This is a genomic window from Portibacter lacus (assembly GCF_021533215.1).
In the GTDB taxonomy this organism is placed as follows: domain Bacteria; phylum Bacteroidota; class Bacteroidia; order Chitinophagales; family Saprospiraceae; genus Portibacter; species Portibacter lacus.
Window position 1 is genome coordinate 180,624 of sequence record NZ_JAJNKA010000001.1, and the last position, 19,881, is coordinate 200,504.

Annotated in this window: 14 protein-coding genes; 11 read left to right on the top strand and 3 right to left on the bottom strand. The window is 34.6% G+C overall.

Annotated elements, in window-relative coordinates:
• Window positions 1-121 precede the first annotated feature (121 nt).
• Window positions 122-2,851 (bottom strand): 2-oxoglutarate dehydrogenase E1 component, encoded by a 2,730-nt coding sequence (locus tag L2586_RS00620; RefSeq protein ID WP_235290818.1) that lies wholly within the window; start codon window positions 2,849-2,851, stop codon window positions 122-124.
• 181 nt (window positions 2,852-3,032) lie between these two features.
• Between L2586_RS00620 and rpsT the strand changes: the two genes are divergently transcribed.
• From rpsT to L2586_RS00645, 5 genes are all read left to right on the top strand, one after another.
• Window positions 3,033-3,284, top strand: a complete 252-nt coding sequence (gene rpsT, locus L2586_RS00625) for a 30S ribosomal protein S20 (protein WP_235290819.1) — start codon at window positions 3,033-3,035, stop codon at window positions 3,282-3,284.
• A 291-nt stretch (window positions 3,285-3,575) separates the two neighbouring features.
• A complete protein-coding gene (locus L2586_RS00630; protein ID WP_235290820.1) occupies window positions 3,576-4,157 on the top strand; it encodes an alpha-ketoglutarate-dependent dioxygenase AlkB family protein in 582 nt (193 codons plus the stop codon).
• Window positions 4,158-4,231: 74 nt separating this feature from the next.
• Window positions 4,232-4,498 (top strand): hypothetical protein, encoded by a 267-nt coding sequence (locus tag L2586_RS00635; protein WP_235290821.1) that lies wholly within the window; start codon window positions 4,232-4,234, stop codon window positions 4,496-4,498.
• Window positions 4,499-4,502: 4 nt separating this feature from the next.
• Complete coding sequence (locus L2586_RS00640) at window positions 4,503-5,354, top strand: M48 family metalloprotease (protein WP_235290822.1); 852 nt, start codon at window positions 4,503-4,505, stop codon at window positions 5,352-5,354.
• A 106-nt stretch (window positions 5,355-5,460) separates the two neighbouring features.
• Complete coding sequence (locus L2586_RS00645; protein WP_235290823.1) at window positions 5,461-6,204, top strand: Bax inhibitor-1/YccA family protein; 744 nt, start codon at window positions 5,461-5,463, stop codon at window positions 6,202-6,204.
• A gap of 110 nt (window positions 6,205-6,314) precedes the next feature.
• Here L2586_RS00645 and L2586_RS00650 read toward each other — a convergent pair whose 3' ends face one another.
• Window positions 6,315-7,658, bottom strand: coding sequence for a hypothetical protein (locus L2586_RS00650; protein ID WP_235290824.1), 1,344 nt, complete (start codon window positions 7,656-7,658; stop codon window positions 6,315-6,317).
• Window positions 7,659-8,062: 404 nt separating this feature from the next.
• On the opposite strand from L2586_RS00650, the gene L2586_RS00655 reads away from it, so the two are divergent.
• The 5 genes from L2586_RS00655 to L2586_RS00675 all read left to right on the top strand — a co-directional run bounded on the left by L2586_RS00655 (window position 8,063) and on the right by L2586_RS00675 (window position 16,821).
• A complete protein-coding gene (locus L2586_RS00655; protein ID WP_235290825.1) occupies window positions 8,063-11,995 on the top strand; it encodes a hybrid sensor histidine kinase/response regulator transcription factor in 3,933 nt (1,310 codons plus the stop codon).
• A gap of 250 nt (window positions 11,996-12,245) precedes the next feature.
• Window positions 12,246-14,627 carry an outer membrane beta-barrel family protein gene (locus L2586_RS00660; RefSeq protein ID WP_235290826.1) on the top strand — a complete coding sequence of 794 codons (2,382 nt, stop codon included), beginning with the start codon at window positions 12,246-12,248 and terminating at the stop codon, window positions 14,625-14,627.
• Between the two features lie 36 nt (window positions 14,628-14,663).
• On the top strand, window positions 14,664-15,389 hold the full coding sequence (locus tag L2586_RS00665; RefSeq protein WP_235290827.1) for a DUF6090 family protein: 726 nt from the start codon (window positions 14,664-14,666) through the stop codon (window positions 15,387-15,389).
• A gap of 70 nt (window positions 15,390-15,459) precedes the next feature.
• Window positions 15,460-16,251, top strand: coding sequence for a DUF6503 family protein (locus L2586_RS00670; RefSeq protein ID WP_235290828.1), 792 nt, complete (start codon window positions 15,460-15,462; stop codon window positions 16,249-16,251).
• A 66-nt stretch (window positions 16,252-16,317) separates the two neighbouring features.
• On the top strand, window positions 16,318-16,821 hold the full coding sequence (locus L2586_RS00675; RefSeq protein ID WP_235290829.1) for a YybH family protein: 504 nt from the start codon (window positions 16,318-16,320) through the stop codon (window positions 16,819-16,821).
• A gap of 59 nt (window positions 16,822-16,880) precedes the next feature.
• On the opposite strand, the gene L2586_RS00680 is transcribed toward L2586_RS00675, so the two are convergent.
• On the bottom strand, window positions 16,881-17,963 hold the full coding sequence (locus tag L2586_RS00680) for an alkaline phosphatase family protein (RefSeq protein WP_235290830.1): 1,083 nt from the start codon (window positions 17,961-17,963) through the stop codon (window positions 16,881-16,883).
• 518 nt (window positions 17,964-18,481) lie between these two features.
• Between L2586_RS00680 and ahcY the strand changes: the two genes are divergently transcribed.
• The gene (gene ahcY, locus L2586_RS00685) at window positions 18,482-19,792 is read left to right on the top strand and encodes an adenosylhomocysteinase (RefSeq protein WP_235290831.1); all 1,311 of its coding nucleotides are present in this window, start codon (window positions 18,482-18,484) and stop codon (window positions 19,790-19,792) included.
• The last annotated feature ends 89 nt before the right edge of the window (window positions 19,793-19,881 follow it).

Below are 19,881 nucleotides of genomic sequence, written 5' to 3' on the forward strand. Positions count from 1 at the left end.
ACGTAGCACTTTGTGTTTACGCAATTGTATTAATCAATGATAGGTTAGCGTAAAATTCAAAGTAGAATTACACCTTGGCATTCCTCAAAAGAAGAAAACCAAGATGTAATCCAATATGTATTTAACCTAATGCTTTAGCTAAAATATCTGCCTGTTCTTTGTCGTGAACTTTCTTGAATCCAGTTGCTGGCGATGCACTAGCTTTTCTAGAGACTAATTGAATATTTGTATCTCTCAGTTCATTGAGGATGAAATACCAAGCTCCCATATTTTTAGGCTCTTCCTGTACCCACAGGAATTCTGCTTTTTTGTATTTATCAAATAATTCATTGACTTTATCTGTAGGAAATGGATATAATTGCTCTAGTCTTACTAGTACTACATCATTTCGTTTATCTGCTAATTTCTTTTCTAGTAGATCATAATAGATTTTTCCTGAGCACAATAAAACCCTTTTGGTTTTAGCAACCGTTTCATGATCAACTAATACTTCTTCGAATCGATTATTTGTACTAAATTCATCTTTATCAGAAACACATAATGGGTGTCTTAAAAGTGACTTAGGTGACATAATGATAAGTGGCTTTCTAAACGGTCTTTCCAGTTGTCTTCTCAGTGAGTGGAAGAAGTTAGCTGGTGTAGTTATATTAGCAACAGTAAGATTGTTTTCAGCACATGCAGAAAGATAACGTTCAAGTCTTGCACTTGAATGTTCAGGGCCTTGTCCTTCATATCCATGAGGAAGTAACATCACGATTCCACTCATTCGTTGCCATTTACTTTCACCGGCACTAATAAATTGATCAAATATCGTCTGAGCACCATTAGCAAAATCTCCAAACTGTGCTTCCCAAAGAACCAAAGCTTCTGGAGTAGCGAGTGAATACCCATATTCAAATCCCAGCACTCCAAATTCTGAAAGCAGAGAATTGTAGATCATGAATCTTCCTTGATCTTCAGAAATATTGCTAAGTCTGTTGTAATCCTTGAAAGTTTTCGCATCATTAAATATAGCATGTCTATGAGAGAAAGTTCCTCTCTTAACATCCTGCCCACTCATTCTGACATTCTTTCCTTCTAATAGGATCGATCCATAGGCTAATAATTCAGCTAATGCCCAATCTAAATTGTTCTGATCTAGTAATTTTTTCTTTCCTTTCTGAAGTCTGTTAATTTTACTTAAAAGGTTGAAATCATCAGGAACGGTCATAAGATGGTTTAATATCTTATCTATATTTTTCTTAGTGATTCCAGTTTTAGGAGAAATCTTATAATCTGAGGCGTCTGTCTTTTTCTTAAGCGATCGCCATGCTTGTTCTGGCTCTTGGTATTTATACGGTAAGTCCTTTTCCTTGATAAGGTCTAATCTATCTTGAAGTGTTGCCCAGAACTCAGCCTCAAGCTTTTCGGCCATGTCTTTGTCGACAGCGTTGTGCGCTGTCAATTTATCAACATAAACTTCTCGAGGGTTTTTATGATCGTTTATAAATTCATACATCTGCGGTTGCGTAAATTTCGGATCATCTCCTTCATTATGTCCATGTTTTCTATAACAAACCATGTCGATAAAGACATCGTTGTTGAATAACTGTCGATATTCAGTTGCTAATTCTGATGCATAAACAACAGCGTCAGGATTATCTCCATTTACATGAAAAACTGGAGCTTGAACGATACTCGCTACTGCTGTACTGTAAGTAGAAGATCTAGCATCATCAAAATCAGTTGTAAAGCCAATTTGATTATTAATTACAAAATGAATTGTTCCACCCGTGTAATAACCAGCTAACTGACTCATTTGCACTGTTTCGAAAGCTATTCCTTGACCTGCCACAGCAGCGTCACCATGTATTAGGATCGGTAGAATCTGATCATAATCACTTCCGTATAAAATGTCTGCTTTCGCTCTAGCAAAACCTTCGACCACTGTATTCACAGCTTCCAAGTGAGAAGGATTTGGTGTAAGCTTTAGGTGGACCGTTTTTCCAGAAGGTGTTTCCACCATCGAAGAATACCCTAAGTGGTACTTAACATCACCATCCCCGAAACTTAAATCCGGAACAGCTGTACCTTCGAATTCACTGAAGATCGTTTCGTAAGTTTTATTCATAATATTCGCAAGAACATTTAATCTTCCTCTGTGAGCCATTCCGATAATCACCTCTTGTACCTTATCAGCTGCACCGGTATTAATGATGGCGTCTAATGCTGCTATCGTAGTCTCTCCTCCTTCTAGTGAAAATCTTTTCTGACCAACATATTTTGTATGTAAGAATTTCTCAAATATACTTGCCCCGTTTAGCTTTTCAAGAATACGTTTTTTCTTATCTAAAGATAAACCATAATCGTTTTCAAGGTTCCTGCCTTCGATTTTATCCCGAAGCCACATTCTTTTCTCTTTATTTTCGATATGAGCATACTCGATTCCAAGATCGCTGGTGTAAACCTTTCTAAGTTGATCTATGATTTCTTGCAAAGTGGCATTTTTCATTCCAATCTCACCACCAGCTTCGAAGACCTTATTAAGATCAGACTCCTCTAAGTTATAATCACTAAGGTCTAGATGAGGTCTTCTATCTCTTCGACTTCTAATCGGATTAGTAGTTGATAATAAATGTCCTCTACTTCTGAATCCGTGGATAATGGAAAGAACTCCAAACTCTTTAGTGGTATTGCTACTCCCAAGAGCAGTTTCTATTGCACCATTCCCATTCGCACTCGCCCCAAAATCAAAACCTTCAAAGAAAGTACGCCAAGCTTGATCCACTGTTGCCGGATCAGATTGGTACTTTGAATACATATCTTCAATATAAGTTGGATGGGCATTAAAAACATAAGAATAATCTGACATAATTTATTAGATTGTTTATCAATTCTAAAATAACGTACGTATTTACTATTTAGTTGAATTTTTCAAAATATCTGCCAAGATAATGCCATTCCATAGATTTAGTAGAAATATTTGCAGTTATTATTGTTTAATTAGATATTTATTGTAAATTTGCACTCCAATTTAAAAAAATAAGATACTTATGGCTCATCATGCGTCAGCTAAGAAAAGAATAAGACAAGATTCAGTAAAAAGAATCAGTAATAGATATTATAAAAAATCTACTAGAACCGCAATTAGAAAATTACGGGAAATGGAGGTTAAGGATGAAGCAGCTAAATACCTTCCAAAAGTAATTAGTATGATTGATAAATTAGCTAAGTCAGGAAACTGGCATAGTAATAAGGCTTCAAACCTTAAAGGAAAATTGACTAAAATGGTTAACGCGCTTTAATTAGCAAGTTTACTTTAAAGATACAAAGGCTGCTACGAATTTCGTAGTGGCCTTTTTTTGTTGAGCTTATAAATTAAAAAAGTGCATCGAATTGAATTCTATGCACTTCTCCGTTATAGGATAATTAAGCGTATGGATTAGCTTCTCTTAAGGTTATTTCTTCTTTTTTGGGTATTTAATAAAATAAATTCTTTAAGAGAATTATCATTAAAACGTCATATTTTCGCAATAAGTGCCATAATGCTTATGTTCATGACGACATTTAATCATTAAGGGATAAGATAAAGAACAATGAGGTATTCGTTAAATATGTCTGATGGCAATGTGGAGTATCAATCTGATTTTTTAAATGATGAGGAGGCTAATTACTTACTCGATTTTCTTTATACTCATATCAAATGGAGGTCAGATAAAATTAAATTTTTCGGGAAAGAATATAATATTCCAAGAATGCAGGCTTGGTATGGCGACGAAAATGCTTTTTATTCATATTCTAACATTGACCTAAAACCCTTACCATGGACTGCAGAATTGCTCAAACTACGAGATAGGATTTCTAAAGTATCAGGGGAAGATTTTAATTCAGTGCTGCTAAACTTATACCGTGATGGCCAAGATAGCAATGGCTGGCACAGCGACGATGAGAAAGAATTGGGTCCTAAGCCAATTATTGCTTCACTTAGCTTAGGTCAGGAAAGAGTATTTCATTTGAAACATAAATCGAAACCACTCAAGGAAAGTATAAAATTAGGGCATGGAAGTTTATTGATTATGAAAGATGAGACTCAAAAATATTGGAAACATCAGATTCCTAAATCTTCGAAGACCATGAAACCCCGAATTAATTTGACTTTTAGGCGAATTTTTACTTGAATTCGTCCAGATTCGATATATTCATAGAACTTTTCGAAACAAATTATCATTTAAGTAACTGAACGAGTTAAATAATGGACTTTAGAACAGAATGGAGTAGTTGGCTAATGATTGTTATTATGATGGTTATCGCCTATGTAATTTATCCTTGGGGTGACCAAGAATCTATATTAATGTATGTAACACAGGTCGTAGGATTACCACTGGCTGCAATAGCAATAGCGTGTATTCCGGTTGTTGTTTATTGTTACTTCGTTAAGAAAATTCCAGATATCGATTATTCGATTAGACTCGCATTTGTATACATGTTGTTTTTAATAGTAAAACATGCAATAGGGTAAAATTATGTTAGGAAATAGAAGTAAACAAGGAAGATACTACGGTGGAACCGGTGATCCATATAGTAGAAATGGAAGAGGGGCAGGAACTAGCCGATTTAAGCTGATGCTTATCATTGGTCTTGCAATGGCGGCTTTTCAAGCTTTCAAGTATTTTACAAATACACAGACGAATCCAGTTACAGGGGAAACTCAGCGAGTACAATGGAGTACAGAGGAGGAAGTTGCCTTGGGTATTCAGTCTGCACCACAGATGGCGCAGCAATACGGTGGCTTGCATCCTGATCAACGAGCACAAGATTATTTAGATAGAGTAGGAGAGAGATTGGTGAATACACCGACAGGAAGATTGTCTGAATATCCATATGAATTTCACTTGCTTGCTGATCCGAATGTTGTTAATGCCTTTGCGTTGCCTGGTGGACAAACTTTCATAACGGCAGCTCTTTTTAATAAGTTAGAAGATGAAGATCAACTAGCTGGAATTATGGGACATGAAATAGGTCATGTCATAGAGCGGCACGGTGCTGAAAGAATGGCGAAGACGGGATTCATTCAAGGGATCATCCAAAGTGTATTAATTGGTTCTGGGGGTGATGCCACCATGGCTCAAATTGCTAATGTAGTTGGGAATTATGCCAATATGAAATATGGAAGAGATCAAGAATTAGAATCAGATAACTGGGGAGTAAAATTAATGCTAGAATCCGGATATGATCCAGAAGCGATGATCGGAGTAATGGATATATTAGAAGCAGCTTCAGGTGGTTCTAGGGTTCCAGAAATTCAAAGTTCACACCCTAGCCCAGAAAATCGGAGAGAACAAATAAGGGAAGCGATTAAAAGATATAAGAAGTAATTATTCGGGAATTGTTTTGCTCCATATTTTGAAGTAAAATGAAATCTGACAGGAACTTAAAGATGTACTTAAGTTGTTAATTTAATTAGAAGAAAAAAATAAAATAATGTCTAGAAGGAGAATTTTTGGTGGGAATAATCCCATGTTGAAAGAAGAGACTATTTATAATAATAGCAAGACGATAGACTATACTGGCGTTGAGAGAATGACTGTAGCAGGTTCTATAAATAAGACGGTTTTATTGACTGGAATATTAATGGTAACCGCATTTTATAGTTATGCGAATCCATCACCATTGTTTATTTGGGGAGGAGCTATAGCTGGATTAGTTGCTGTGCTAGTAGCTAGTTTTAAGCCTAAAACATCCCCTATTGCTGCGCCGTTGTATGCAGCTTTCGAAGGTTTATTTGTAGGTGGGATTTCAGCTTTATATGCTGCTCAGACTGGTGGTATAATTATACAAGCAGTTAGTGCAACAATATGTGTTTTACTAGCAATGTTAATCTTATATAAAACAGGTGTTATTAAAGTAACTGAAAAGTTAAGATCAGGGATTATGATGGCAACAGGTGCTATACTTTTAGTATATGTATTGTCATGGGTGCTTGGATTTATGGGAATAAATATTCCATTTCTTCATACTGGTGGTCCAATTGGAATTGGTATTAGTCTAGTAATTATTGGAGTTGCGGCAATGAATTTATTGCTTGATTTCGATTTCTTCGAGAAAGGGGAAGAAGCTGGGATGCCGAGTTATATGGAATGGTTTGCAGGAATGGGATTGTTGGTAACGCTAGTATGGTTGTATATCGAGATATTGAGATTGCTATCTATATTAAATAGAGATTAAGTAAATACAGAAATATATTCAAAGCTCTGCTGTAAAGCAGGGCTTTTTTTATGTACTAATGTCAAGGGTAATGGAAGTTGTCTTGTGGATACAATAGTCTATAATCTAATCTAGGGAGCCGTTGCTTTTTCGATGTCTTCACTTCCATATAACATATACCACATTTGTTTTTTATTCTTGAAAATGTATTCTTTGAATGCTTCCTTATCTAAAGTATCATTGAAGATTCCATGATCAACAGGCATTTTATTATCCTTAGACTTACCCATTGATTTGTTGATTTTACCTTCATTTTGATCTTCGAAGAAGCTAGTAATATTTTTATTGATGTCTTTGGTTTTAATGTCTTGTGGAGAGCGAGCTCGCATCACTTTTTGCATGAAAAGGAATACAGGTGCACCACCAGGGGAATGGCTATAGTAGGCAGGATCTTTCTTTTTGGAATCAAACGCCTTTCTGAAATTTCCTTCTGTTTCCATGCTTTTTCCTTTGATGTAATCCATTTGACCAGAAATAATATTGACGGAGGAAGTGATGTAATCTCCATACCATCCAGCACCTGGGATGTATCCGTACACGGCACCCGCGCCTTCAGACATTAATGCAATTCCGTTCTTAGCATTGGTATAAGAATCATTATTTTGGGATAGTTTAGACAGAATATTCATGGCGGAAGTCACTTTATTATACAAGCCACTTATTTTTCCAAATGCACCTGCTAGGTCGCCAGTAAGCTCTCCGATGTTACTCATAAGTGCGACCGCATCATCTATGTCAATGTATTTATTCACTTTTTGGAGAACTTTGTTGATGGTACCTATTTTTCCATTAATTTCAGAAGAAACACTATTCAGGGTAAATATCAATGTGCCAATTTTACTAGTTGCTTCTGTGTCATCATTGAGAAACGCTAGTCGATATGCTTCTTTTGTTTTAGCATCTATTTTCACATTGGCAAGTTCACGAAGTGCGGAATAATTATGTTCTAGGTTATTCCTTTTCTGAATTAGGAGCTGTTTGTCTAAATCGGCTTTGGTTTTTTCAATATCTTTTAAGTTGATTTTAAGGTCTTCTAAATCCTGCGGGGTCAGTTCCTTCTCACCAAGATTGAGATAGTGAGGAGCAAGAACATCAAGGATTCCAGATTTAGCCATATCGTAAGACGGGGGAAGTACACCTTTAGAGCCTATTTGCTGAGCAAGAACTTGTAATTCATGAGCATAGTATGAATATAGAGCTCCTAGTTGATTGGATGTTTTCAATTCAAGACCAAATAGGCCTAGTATTTCAGGTTCCTCACCGTCTTCTTCTTTCGGTTCATTAGGCGCTCCCTTGAATTGTAGCGGTGGTGGAAACAATGATGTCATACCTTCAGATTCGTTGCCATTATTAGCATTGGCCTTAGAGGTTGAGACTTTGGAATTTGTAGATTCTACTTCACTAGTGTTGCCCATGTTTAGAATAAATATCTATTTTAAATTAATTGCGAAATGAACTGTATTTTTTTTGATCAAATTATAAAACTATGATTGAGGAAGATTCAAGTATTTGGTATTAAACCTCTTTATTCCTTACCGAATCACTTATTTCATCGGGTAATCATGCAATAAGACTTATAAAATAATTATATTAAATTCATTTACAGTTGATTATGTTATGCATCTACGGTGGTTTTCGTTTTTCAGAGCAGAACTTTTATTAAAGGCAAATTTTGCTTAAAATGGTTTTATTCAATTGGTTTCCGTAAGTAGCTGAAGTAGTTAATCTATGATTAGATACCAATTTTGGTGAAATTTCAAATTTAAAAATGATCGTTCGTTTTTTTTCAACTTCATATCAAAGTCTAAATTATTAACTGGTGAGTTTCAATAATCTCAAATTATTAATCCTGATTTTTTTCCTTGCTTTAGGACATCAAGTTTATGCTCAAGAAATCGACTTGCCTAAATATGAGATTCATTCTATCACATCGAGTCAGGGAATTGCATCAGTAGAAATAACGAAATTATTCCAAGATAAGGATGGTTTTATTTGGATGGGAACGGCAACAGGGATTAGCAAGTATGATGGAGTCGATTTTGAAAATTTCGTTTATGCTGATAGTAATTTGATTGCTAACATTTCTGATATCGTAGAAGACGGAGATGGAGTAATCTGGGCAGCAGGAGTTAATGGTCTTTTTTACTTTGATGGTGAAGTATTTTTGCCAACAACAATCTATAAAAATCCTATCAATCGATTATACATTGATTCAGGAGATAACCTTATGATTGGTGGTGTGGATTTTATCCCTTATTCTATTTCTCCCATTGAAAGAAAAAAGCTCTTAAAAGATGAAAGCTTCAATAAAAAACTTCTGATTGATTCAAGTTTTTGGGAATCACATCTTATTGATAGAAGAGTGTGGGAAATAACTGAAGATGATGAAAGTAATATTTGGCTGGGATTGGATAGAATGTTAGGTAGAATTGATCATGATACCCTTATACCGCTTTGGACTACTAATGAATCAATAGTCAAAGTTTCTAACATTGACGCTATTCATCCAGATAGTGTTTATTGGGGTGGAGAAAATCTGGGTTTAAGAAAGAAAAATGCTAATTCAATTGAATTGATAATGAATGTTTATACATCCATTTCAAGTAGAACGGACTCTAGTTTGATATTTCTTACCACCAAAGATCTTATAAAAATTGATAAAAATGGGCGTGATACCCTTTCCGATCTTAAGAATGTTGATAATTTATATTTACGAGAAATGCTTCAAGATCGAGAAGGAAACTTATGGATTGCAGCTGAAGGATATTTATTTAAAGTATCACCTAATTACTTCCAGTCTTGGTCTGGTACTTCAAATGCTCTTTTAGAATCAAATCATAGTATAACCCAACTACAGTCTGGTAAAATCATAATTGGTTCTAGTAAAAAGAATTTATTAGAAATTGAAGGAAATGGTTTTCGGTTAAGCCACGAGATACCTGCTGCATTTAATTCTGTAACGGAGGCCATTACGGAAGATAGAAATGGAAATTTATGGTATGCGACAAGTATGAGTGGATTAATTCTAAACGATAATGGAAAAATTAGCAAAATAGATGAAAACTCTGGGCTTGTTGATAAAACGCTCTTTTTTGTAAACGAGGATCAGTATGGAAGAATATGGTGTGGAGGTGAGAATGGTATTAGTAAGGTTACTTATAACAATGGAGAGATTATATTAAAAAATTTTTATTCAAACCAGAATCCGGGTATTACATCTAGGTTTTTAAATGTTGTATGTACTACTGAAAACAGGTGTTGGGCCATTAGTGATCGTGATGTATATGAAATAAAACTACATTCACTAGAGCGACTTCCTATTTTTAGAAATCAAGAAGCTCCAATTATTTCAGCGGCGATATCAGATAGAAATGGTGGCTTGTTATTAAGCACCTTAGGTCACGGAATATATCATCTTGAACAGAACGGAAGAGAAGATTTTATAATTAAAAAACAATGGAATAAGCTAAATGGAATGCTATCAGATATGGTGCTCAATCTCCACTTAGATACGCTGAATAAAATATGGACATTTTCTCAAAATGGAATTTGCTCCATTGAGAATATTGAAAATGAGGATGTTATTAGAAGCTACGATGAATATGATGGGTGGGAACATATGGCAACGACGCACATTGACTTATTAGAGACGAAGGAAGGAGAAATGTATGTTGTTGGAAATACAAGAATTACCACCTTTCCTATTTATAATATGCCTGTTAATAAGGTGAAACCTCAAGTATATGTGAAAGAAGTGCAGCTCTTCGAAGGGAGGATGGATATAAATCCATATTATAATGCTCTGGCAAGCAAAAATAAGGGTGATTATCATTTAAAATTACCCTACAATAAAAATTTCCTAAAATTTAATTTTGTTGCGACGAGTTATTCTAATAATGAGAAAAATAAATTTTCTTATAAATTAGAAGGTCTTGACCATGAGTGGAGTAAGCCGACCACTTCCACGTCTGCTTCCTATCCAGGATTAAAGCCAGGGAAGTATAACTTTAATGTAGTTGCATTTAATAATTCAGGAGAGCAAAGTGAAGAGATAACTACTTATGCCTTTAGGATTTTCTGGCCATGGTACCTGAAATGGTGGGCTATTGTCTTTTACGTTCTCCTATTTTCTAGTATTCTATATACTTTTTATATTCTTCAATTGAATAAAAAAAGAAAGGAAGACGAAGCGTTTAAATTGAAAGAGCTTAATGAGTTCCAATCTCATTTCTACACGAATATCACTCATGAATTTCGTACACCGTTAACAGTCATTTTAGGAATGACTCAGAAATTATACGATCAAGAAGAAATTCTGCAAATAGATGATGCGAAGCATGATTTAGATATGATTCAAAGAAATAGTAATCATCTGCTGAAGTTGGTGAATGAGTTATTAGATATTTCCAAAATTGAGAATGGAGAAATGAAACTCCACCTGATTCAAGCAGATGTATCGACATTTATCAAATATAATCTGGAAAGCCTAAAGTCGCTTGCTGCTATTCAAGGGGTGGATCTAGTTTGTTACAACGAAGATCAGTCACTGTTAATGGATTATGATGAGGAAAAGCTAGGTGCGATCATCACAAATCTGGTAGCTAACGCTATCAAATATTCTAAGAAAGGCGACCAGATCATCGTTCATCTTAAGAGAACTCTTGAGAACGAAAAGCCATATTTAGTTATTAAAATAAAAGATGAAGGTGATGGAATTTCAGAAGAGGATCTGCCTTATATTTTTGAGCGATTTTATAACGTGGGGAATAATCAATTAGAAGGAGGTGGAACAGGTGTCGGCTTAGCTTTATGCAAGGAATTAATCAATCTAATGTCAGGTAAAGTAGAAGTGAAAAGTCGTGTAGGTCTTGGTTCAGAATTCATCGTTACAATTCCGATTACGAATCATGCAGAGTTGGTTCAGATTCATCATTGGAATTCTAAGAATGATATAACTAATAAAATTATCGAAGGTCAGTCTACTCATAGATTAAAGAAGGAGCATGCTGAGCTTGCTTTGATCATAGAGGATAATAAGGATGTAGCCACTTACTTGATGTCATGCTTAGAAAATAAATATGAAACGATTCATGCAGAAGATGGACAAGAAGGTATCGAAATGGCTTTAGAGCATCAGCCGGATATCATTATTTGTGATGTGATGATGCCTAGGAAAAATGGTTTTGAAGTATGTGAATACCTAAAAAATGATAGCACAACTGATCATATTCCAATTATTCTATTGACTGCAAGAGTCGAAACTAGAGATAAATTAGCAGGATATTCCCATGGCGCTGATGCCTACTTAACGAAGCCTTTTTCTAAGCCAGAACTTTTCACGAGAATTGACCAGTTGTTATTGACTAGAAAGAAAATATTAGATAAATTAAGTAAGAATGGTGTAGAGGCTTTTATGAGGAAAAAGTTACATGATCCAGATGCTTTATTTGTACAAAAGGCTATTAAGCATATTCAAGAGAATATGGACAATTCCATTTTTGGACCTCCTTTGTTAGCAAAAAAATTACTGCTCAGTGAATCTCAAGTATATCGAAAATTGAAATCTATCACGGGTAAATCTACAGCACTTTTTATTAGGTCCATCCGATTGCAGAAAGCCAAAGATCTGCTGCAAGAGCCAGATATGAATATATCAGAAGTAGCTTATGAAGTTGGATTTACGAATCCATCTTGGTTTAGTACGGCTTTCAAGGAAGAGTTCGGATTTACCCCAACGGAGATGAAAAGTTAAGTTTCCTCTTCCAAGTAAATAATTCGTTAATAGCTTGTTGATTATTGTAATTAGTTGATATTCAATTAGTAAGATATTTACTAGCTTTTATTTTTGCATAAATAACAATATTATTTTCTGACAAAAAAATACTACTTAAAGTCAATGCAGAATCCTCAAAAGTGATTTTTTTTAAATATTAATAAATTGGTTTTCAAGAATTAATAGGATTCTCTACCCCAAGAATTATTAGTCACTTAATAATTTTACTATGAAAGCCAAGTGGATACTAATTACAACTGTACTTTATACACTTCAAGTAAATGCCCAATTCTCTATTTCTGGCCATGTAAGCAATGAGGACAATGAATCGCTTCCTTTTACAAATGTTGTTGTCATGTCATCATTGGATTCTAGCTTCATTACTGGATTAACAACAGATGACTTTGGAAATTTTGAAATTGGTATGACTGAGTTCGTAAATTCTTACTTAGAAGTTTCAGCATTAGGTTATAAAACAAGGGTTCACAAACTATCAATGTCCGAAACAAATTATCACATTACGCTAGAACTTTCAACGTATCAATTAGCAGAGGTAACAGTAGAAGCAAAAAAATCTTTGTATGAATTAAAGCCCGATCGAGTGATTGTCAATGTAGGAAGTATTCCATCGTTTGGCGGTGATAATGCCTTGCAGGTATTGAGTAAGTCCCCAGGAGTTCTAGTAAACGAAGGTTCTGGGACAATTAACCTAAATAATAAAGGTGAAGTACTTATTATGATTAACAATAAAATTTCCAGGATACCAAAAAATATTCTTGTCAGTCAATTAAGAAGCATTCGGGCGGAAAACATTGAGAAAATCGAGTTAATCCACCAACCATCTTCAAAGTACGATTCAGACAATTCAGCAGGAATTATTCACATTGTTCTAAAAAGTAATGACATCTCTGGATTCAATGGGAATGTAACCGGATCATTAGGATATGGGCAGAAAGAAAAATTTAATGGGAGTATTGGGTTAAATTATAGACGTAGTAAACTTAATTTCTATGGTGATATTTCAGGGTACCACAGTCATGCTGATCAATATCAAGTCAACCATGAGAGGGAATATGAATTTGAGGGCAGTCAGTTTGGATTTGATAATAGTGTTGTACTCGCAAACTACATCAATCGAGGAGTAAATGGGACTATCGGTATGGATTACAACTTAAATAAAAGCACAATTATAGGAGTTTTAGGTGGTTTTAATGTGCTGAATGAAAAGGGTGGTGATCTAACAAGTAATTCAAATTTCTACAAGGACAACAACTTAACCTCAAGTACGAAAAATCTATTCAATATTGACAATCCTAAAATTGGACAATTTCTAAATGTAAATTTATTTAAAACGCTCAGCAACAATAACTCTATTAATTTCGACATTGACAGAGCAAAATTTTCAGCTGATAATTATGGATATTTTACATCAATAAACGAATCTAGAATTCTAGAATCTAATCGGAAATCAACCTTTCTAATTTATACTATAAAGAGTGATTATCAGCAAAGTTTTGGCGCCAATGCTTCAATAGAAACAGGAGTTAAAGCCACGTTAAATAATACGAGTAGTATATCAAATTTAATAGATAATCAAGGTGGAAGGTATGAAGAACTCATTGATTTTCGAAGGGATGATTATATAAAGGAAGTAATTCTTGCCGCGTATTCATCATATAAAAAGAAATTCAGTGAAGATTTGGAAGGTGAGTTTGGCTTGAGATATGAACAATATAATTACAAATTGAATACGCTAGCAGATATCGAAAATCTAGAAATTCAACTTAGGAATCCCTTTCCAATAATTAGGTTAAACTACACAATCGATTCCATTAACTCCATAAATGTTTCTTTTAACAGAAGAACAAACAGGCCTGGTTATGGAAGTTTGGTTGCCTATCAACTTTTCTTCGATCCTACGCTTTATGTAGGGTCTAATATGACTTTGAGACCAGCATTTACCAATAGTATTCGATTATCTTACAAGTATAAATCAATTCTGACCAGCATAGAGGCGAACAGAACCAATAATGCAATTTCCTACTATAATACAGTTGATAAAGAAAGCGGAACACAAACCAGTACACCGATTAATTTTGATAAGATGGAGTCTGTAATCGCGAATGTTAGTTTTCCTTTTACTTATCGGTCATGGTTTGAATCTAATGTAACGCTCACTTCTGGATATTATCGAGTATTTGATTCTTCGAATAGGCCCTTACCTTTTGATGAAAATATTTTCAGCCATACTATACAAATGAACAACACTTTTAATCTAGGAAAAGGATGGAGAGCAAATTTAGGCGGAAGATATTCTAGCCCATTTATTTCAGGTGATCAGTTCCAAAGGGTAGGACTTAATATAAATGCGGGTATAGTAAAAAATCTAAAAAATGGTTCTATCGTATTCAATATTCAAGATGCGACAAATACCAGTGGTGTGATATTTTGGGAATACCACCAACCAGAATTAGGTATAAGAACCTCAGGAGATAATGATTTTTCAGAACGAGTTTTTAGACTTACATATTCTACCAATTTTGGGGATCAAAAATTAAAAGGAAAGAGAAATAGGGTAACTGGATCACAAGAGGAAAGGAGTAGGATGTAAATGTTTGTTGTGCTTTATAATCAGAAACGCAAACCTATGATTAAGATTTTTCGAAGAATTAGACAAAGCTTACTTTCAGAAGGAAAAACTGGGAGGTATTTTAAATATGCTATCGGAGAAATTATACTTGTAGTTATTGGAATTTTAATCGCTTTACAAGTTAATAAATGGAATGATGCAAGAAACCTATATTCTAAAGAAGTAACATATTTAAGAGAAGTCAAAAATAATTTAGAGTTTGATTTAACCCATGAGATAAATCCAGCCTTATTGCACCTACAAAATATGTTAAGAGCGGATTCAGTTTTTAACATACACATAAAGACCACTGATCAAGGGATATCACCAGATTCAGTAAGACGTTTAATCTGGGAGATTTCTTATGATTGGGATATTCTTTTTAATACTTCAGGATACGAAAACTTGATTTCAGTCGGAATTGACTTAATAAGCAATGACTCACTAAGGTCTAGCATTTCTACATTATACAGTTACGATTATTTATACATTCAAGATTATCAAAGTGATGTAGATAAATTCACAACTGAACAGTATAAGCCTATGTTTTATGAAAAAATGTACAATTGGCCAACGGACTCTATTGAGAAGGTGCGTCGAGTTGAAAAATGGAAGCAAGACGAAATTCTAAGGTCAAAATTTAGAATGTTGCGAGATTACGTAAGGAATAGAGAATTTCAACTGAATGCTGTTAAGCCTAAAGTCGAAAAATTAATTAAGAATATTGAAAAATATATAGACTAAAAACTTAACCACAACAAGTGATTGATATCAGCATAAAGTATTAAAAAAAAAGTATCTAAAAAATTGAATTATGAATAAAGAAAATTTTTTAATCACCAGACAGAAGAATTTAATTCTAATTGTGCTTGCTTTTCTAGGCGTACAGCAGCTTGCATATTCACAAGAAAATTCAGAAATCTCTTCTAAACAAATCTTTGAAGAAACCATCAAATATTATGATAAGGATGGACTATGGGATACATTTTCTGGCAAATTGCTGATGACTTCCTTAAGAAATGGGAGTTTTACACCACAAACAATTCTCATAAATAACAAAACTAATCTTTACGAATGTATTCGAAATCGAGAGGATGGAATTTATATAAAAGGAGTTGAAAATGGGAAGTCTTTTTTTAGTATAGATGGCAAATCATATGAGGCGGATGAAATCCCAGAAAAATTTCAAAAGTATCCATACAGTTTGTCTACACACTATGCATTTACCTACCAGGAACACCATATGTTTCATTTTAGTATTCCATTGGCATTGAAAAAAGCTGGAGCACAACCCTTGGAACGTGTCAGTAAAAAATATTTATTCGGAAAACTTTGTAGCTCAATCACATTTACAGAGTATCCTAATTATTTCGAGGAAGGTTACTATGGAGTTCAGATCACATTGTATGTAATTCCTGAAGAAAGTTACAGGATTCATGCAGTACATTTTGATAATGGATGGGGTGAATCAAGTGAAGGAATAATTGTTTTATTCGATGGGGAAATTGATGTGGAGGGAATTATTGTCCCAGCGAGTAAACTTACATTTTTTGAAGGAAGTCATCAATTCTTTATGGTTGATGCATTCGAAAATAGTGGTGAGTAAATTTTCAATAAGACCATCGAAAGCTACACGTAAAACACATTTTTATAATCATTAAACCAAAGAATCATGAGTTTTAAATTAAACCTATTAGTACTTGCAATTTTTTTATTTGGAATTAACATGGCATCAGCTCAAAGTAAGATGTCAAATAAATACATTGATATTTTAAACGATGAGTTTCCAGAAGAAAAGGTGGCCATTCAGAAAGTTCTGGACGGTATTTTTAAAAGTATTCAAGAAAACGATGCAGATAAGCTTATATCTTATCATGTGTACGGTCCTAAATTCACAGAATTTAGAAATGATGGTCCACGATTTGATGCTAAAGACAATGAAGAATATGAACGAGGATTTGCCAATGGCGCAGAATCGTTTGAATATAATTTAGGAGACCTTAAGATTGATGTTTTTGGAGAGGTGGCAATAGTTACATTCGAAGCTGATTTTCGGCCAACTTTTAGCGGGACACCAATGCAGATTTGGGCAAATGTTACGCTAGTTTTTGTGAAAACCAAAGGAGAATGGAAGATTACCCATGAACATTTCACTGAGTTTCAAAAAGAGAAGTAAGGATGACGTTATTCAGAAGACCATAAATTTTTATGGTCTTCTGCTATTCTGCAAATATTCTATTTATTTGTAACCATCGACTCTATTGCCTTGCCCTCTTCATAACGATCACCTTTATAATCAAGGCCAAGGAATGTAGCGACCGTCTTGGCGATCTGATTTTGATAGAGCTGACCTTCTGATTTGACTTCGCCTATTGCTTTAACATTTGGTCCGATGGCCGCGGCCCAGATTTGGTCAGAGCCTTTGTAGATAGTCCCGTGACTTTTCCATTCCGTCATCGGAGAGTGCCCTCTACCATGATCAGTAGTTATTACAAGTGTCGTATTGTCTTTATAATGTGGATCTGATTGTACATACTCCCATATTTCTTTGATCCATTGATCAGTCTGATGAGCAGAATTTAGGTAATGATCATATCTTCCGTCATGTGCGAAGTCATCTGTCTCACCATATGAAATATACACTAATCTAGGATGGTTTTTCTTCACATACTCCATCATATAGTGGTGTGTGAACGCATCTAAACGAACGGTTCCCCACGGGCTTGGAATTTCAGTTTGTAGTTTGTTGAGGAAAATTTCTTTTTCGCTTAGTTCATCATGTTCTGCTTTCTGAAATCCAGCATTGACATAAATACCACTTCTTTTATCATTAATAATATACGGGAATACATCCCAAGAGCAGAATGCTGCAACTTTTCCTTGGAAGCCATCTTGTTCATTCACCCATTCTAATACCGTTTTATTAGGATTGTACTTTTTTGCATTGCTATTGATTTCTGGATCACTGTACCCAGTGAGGATTTCGTTATACCCAGGATATGAAAACCACTGTCTGTTGGTACAATTCATATTATTTCCTTCCCATCGATTACCATAGATCTGCCCTTTAGTTGCTATTTCTGACCAAAACCATGGCATTAATAATTTTCGGGCCGTTTCTTTGTCTTCAGCTTGATACTTGTCAATGACATTGCTATTATGAGTTAGATTTTTATTGAGTATCATAGAATCTGCAGCGCCACCGAATAACTCTTGCCATCTTAATCCATCTAGTGAAATCAGGATAACATTATTATCGTTTTGTGCAAATAAAGAGAAAGAGGTGAAAATTAAAAGGGTAATAAAAAAGTTTTTCATGTGGTGTGTTAAATTATAAAAGAATCAAACCCTAATCTAAAACTTATTTAGATTTTTTTTGCAGTAAACATTTAGATTAAAATGAATGATGAAAGAAATAAGCATTTAGAAAGGAATAAGAATAAAAAAAGCCGGTGCTTTCATACGAAAACACCGGCAGGATTTTAAAACCAAAGGTTTCTTATTTTTCCCAATCTCAAAGTACCTATATAAGCGTATGGCATGATCGAAGTGGGAATGCTCCGATCAGTTATATTTTTAAATTCTATTAGAGGATGTTATAAAAAGATTTTTTTGGGTTATTGCCTTAATACAAATATATAGATGTGAAATAATGGAATGACCCTTAGAGACATTTAATCTTTACCTTGAAATGTCGGATAGGTGTTAATAGAAATGCTTAATAGATTACACTTTAGCACAGTCTAAAGTATCGTTTCGAAGACGTTATAATTTAAAAAAGCTTAGGATAAGTACTGATAATGTGGTACTTTTGCAGCCTCAAATTAAAATATAGCATGAGTACAGCAACAAAATTAAATTATAAAGTAAAAGATATTAATCTTGCGGACTGGGGACGTAAAGAAATTGAATTAGCAGAAGCAGAGATGCCAGGATTAATGGCTCTAAGAGAAGAGTTCGGAGCTAGCAAACCACTTAAAGGAGCAAGAATCGCTGGTTGTCTTCATATGACTATCCAGACAGCAGTGTTAATTGAAACCTTAGTAGAGCTAGGTGCCGAGGTAACTTGGTCTAGTTGTAATATATTTTCAACGCAAGATCAAGCTGCGGCTGCAATCGCTGCGACAGGAGTGCCAGTTTTTGCTTGGAAAGGAATGACAGAAGAAGAATTTGACTGGTGTATAGAGCAAACTTTACATGCTTTCGAAGGTGGAGAACCATTGAATATGATTCTTGATGACGGTGGAGATTTAACCAATATGGTGTTAGATCGTTTCCCGCAATTAGTGAAAGATATCAAAGGAATTTCTGAAGAAACCACTACTGGTGTTCATAGACTTTATGAAAGACAGATTAATGGTACACTTGCTTTGCCAGCAATTAATATTAATGATTCAGTTACTAAATCTAAGTTTGATAACAAATACGGATGTAAAGAATCATTAGTTGATGCAATTAGAAGAGCAACAGATGTTATGATGGCAGGTAAGGTTGCTGTTGTTGCTGGATATGGTGACGTAGGAAAAGGTTCTGCTGCTTCCCTTAAAGGCGCAGGTGCAAGAGTAATTGTAACTGAGATTGACCCGATCTGTGCTTTACAAGCTGCGATGGACGGATTTGCAGTATTGAAAATGGAGAATGCTATTCCTCAGGCAAATATCATTGTAACAGCTACTGGTAATTTTAATATTATCAGTGAGAAGCACTTCAGAATGATGAAGGACAAAGCAATCGTTTGTAACATTGGACACTTTGACAATGAAATCGACATGGCTTGGTTAAACGGAACTTACGGTGATACTAAAGTTGAGATTAAACCTCAAGTTGATAAGTACACAATAGATGGAAGTGATATTCTTGTACTAGCTGAGGGAAGATTAGTGAATCTAGGTTGTGCAACAGGTCACCCTTCATTTGTAATGTCTAATTCATTTACAAATCAGGTATTAGCTCAATTAGAACTTTGGGAAAATACGGATAAGTATAAGAATGAAGTTTATATGCTACCTAAGCACTTAGATGAAAAAGTAGCAAGACTTCACTTAGAAAAAATTGGTGTAGAGTTGGAAGAATTGACAAAAGAGCAAGCTGATTACATCGGTGTTGCGAAAGAAGGACCTTTCAAACCAGAATATTACAGATACTAAAAAATCAAGGACAATTTCATACAAGAAATTGAAGGACGATTAAAATTATATAGAGCATATCGGTTATCCGATGTGCTCTTTTTTTATTT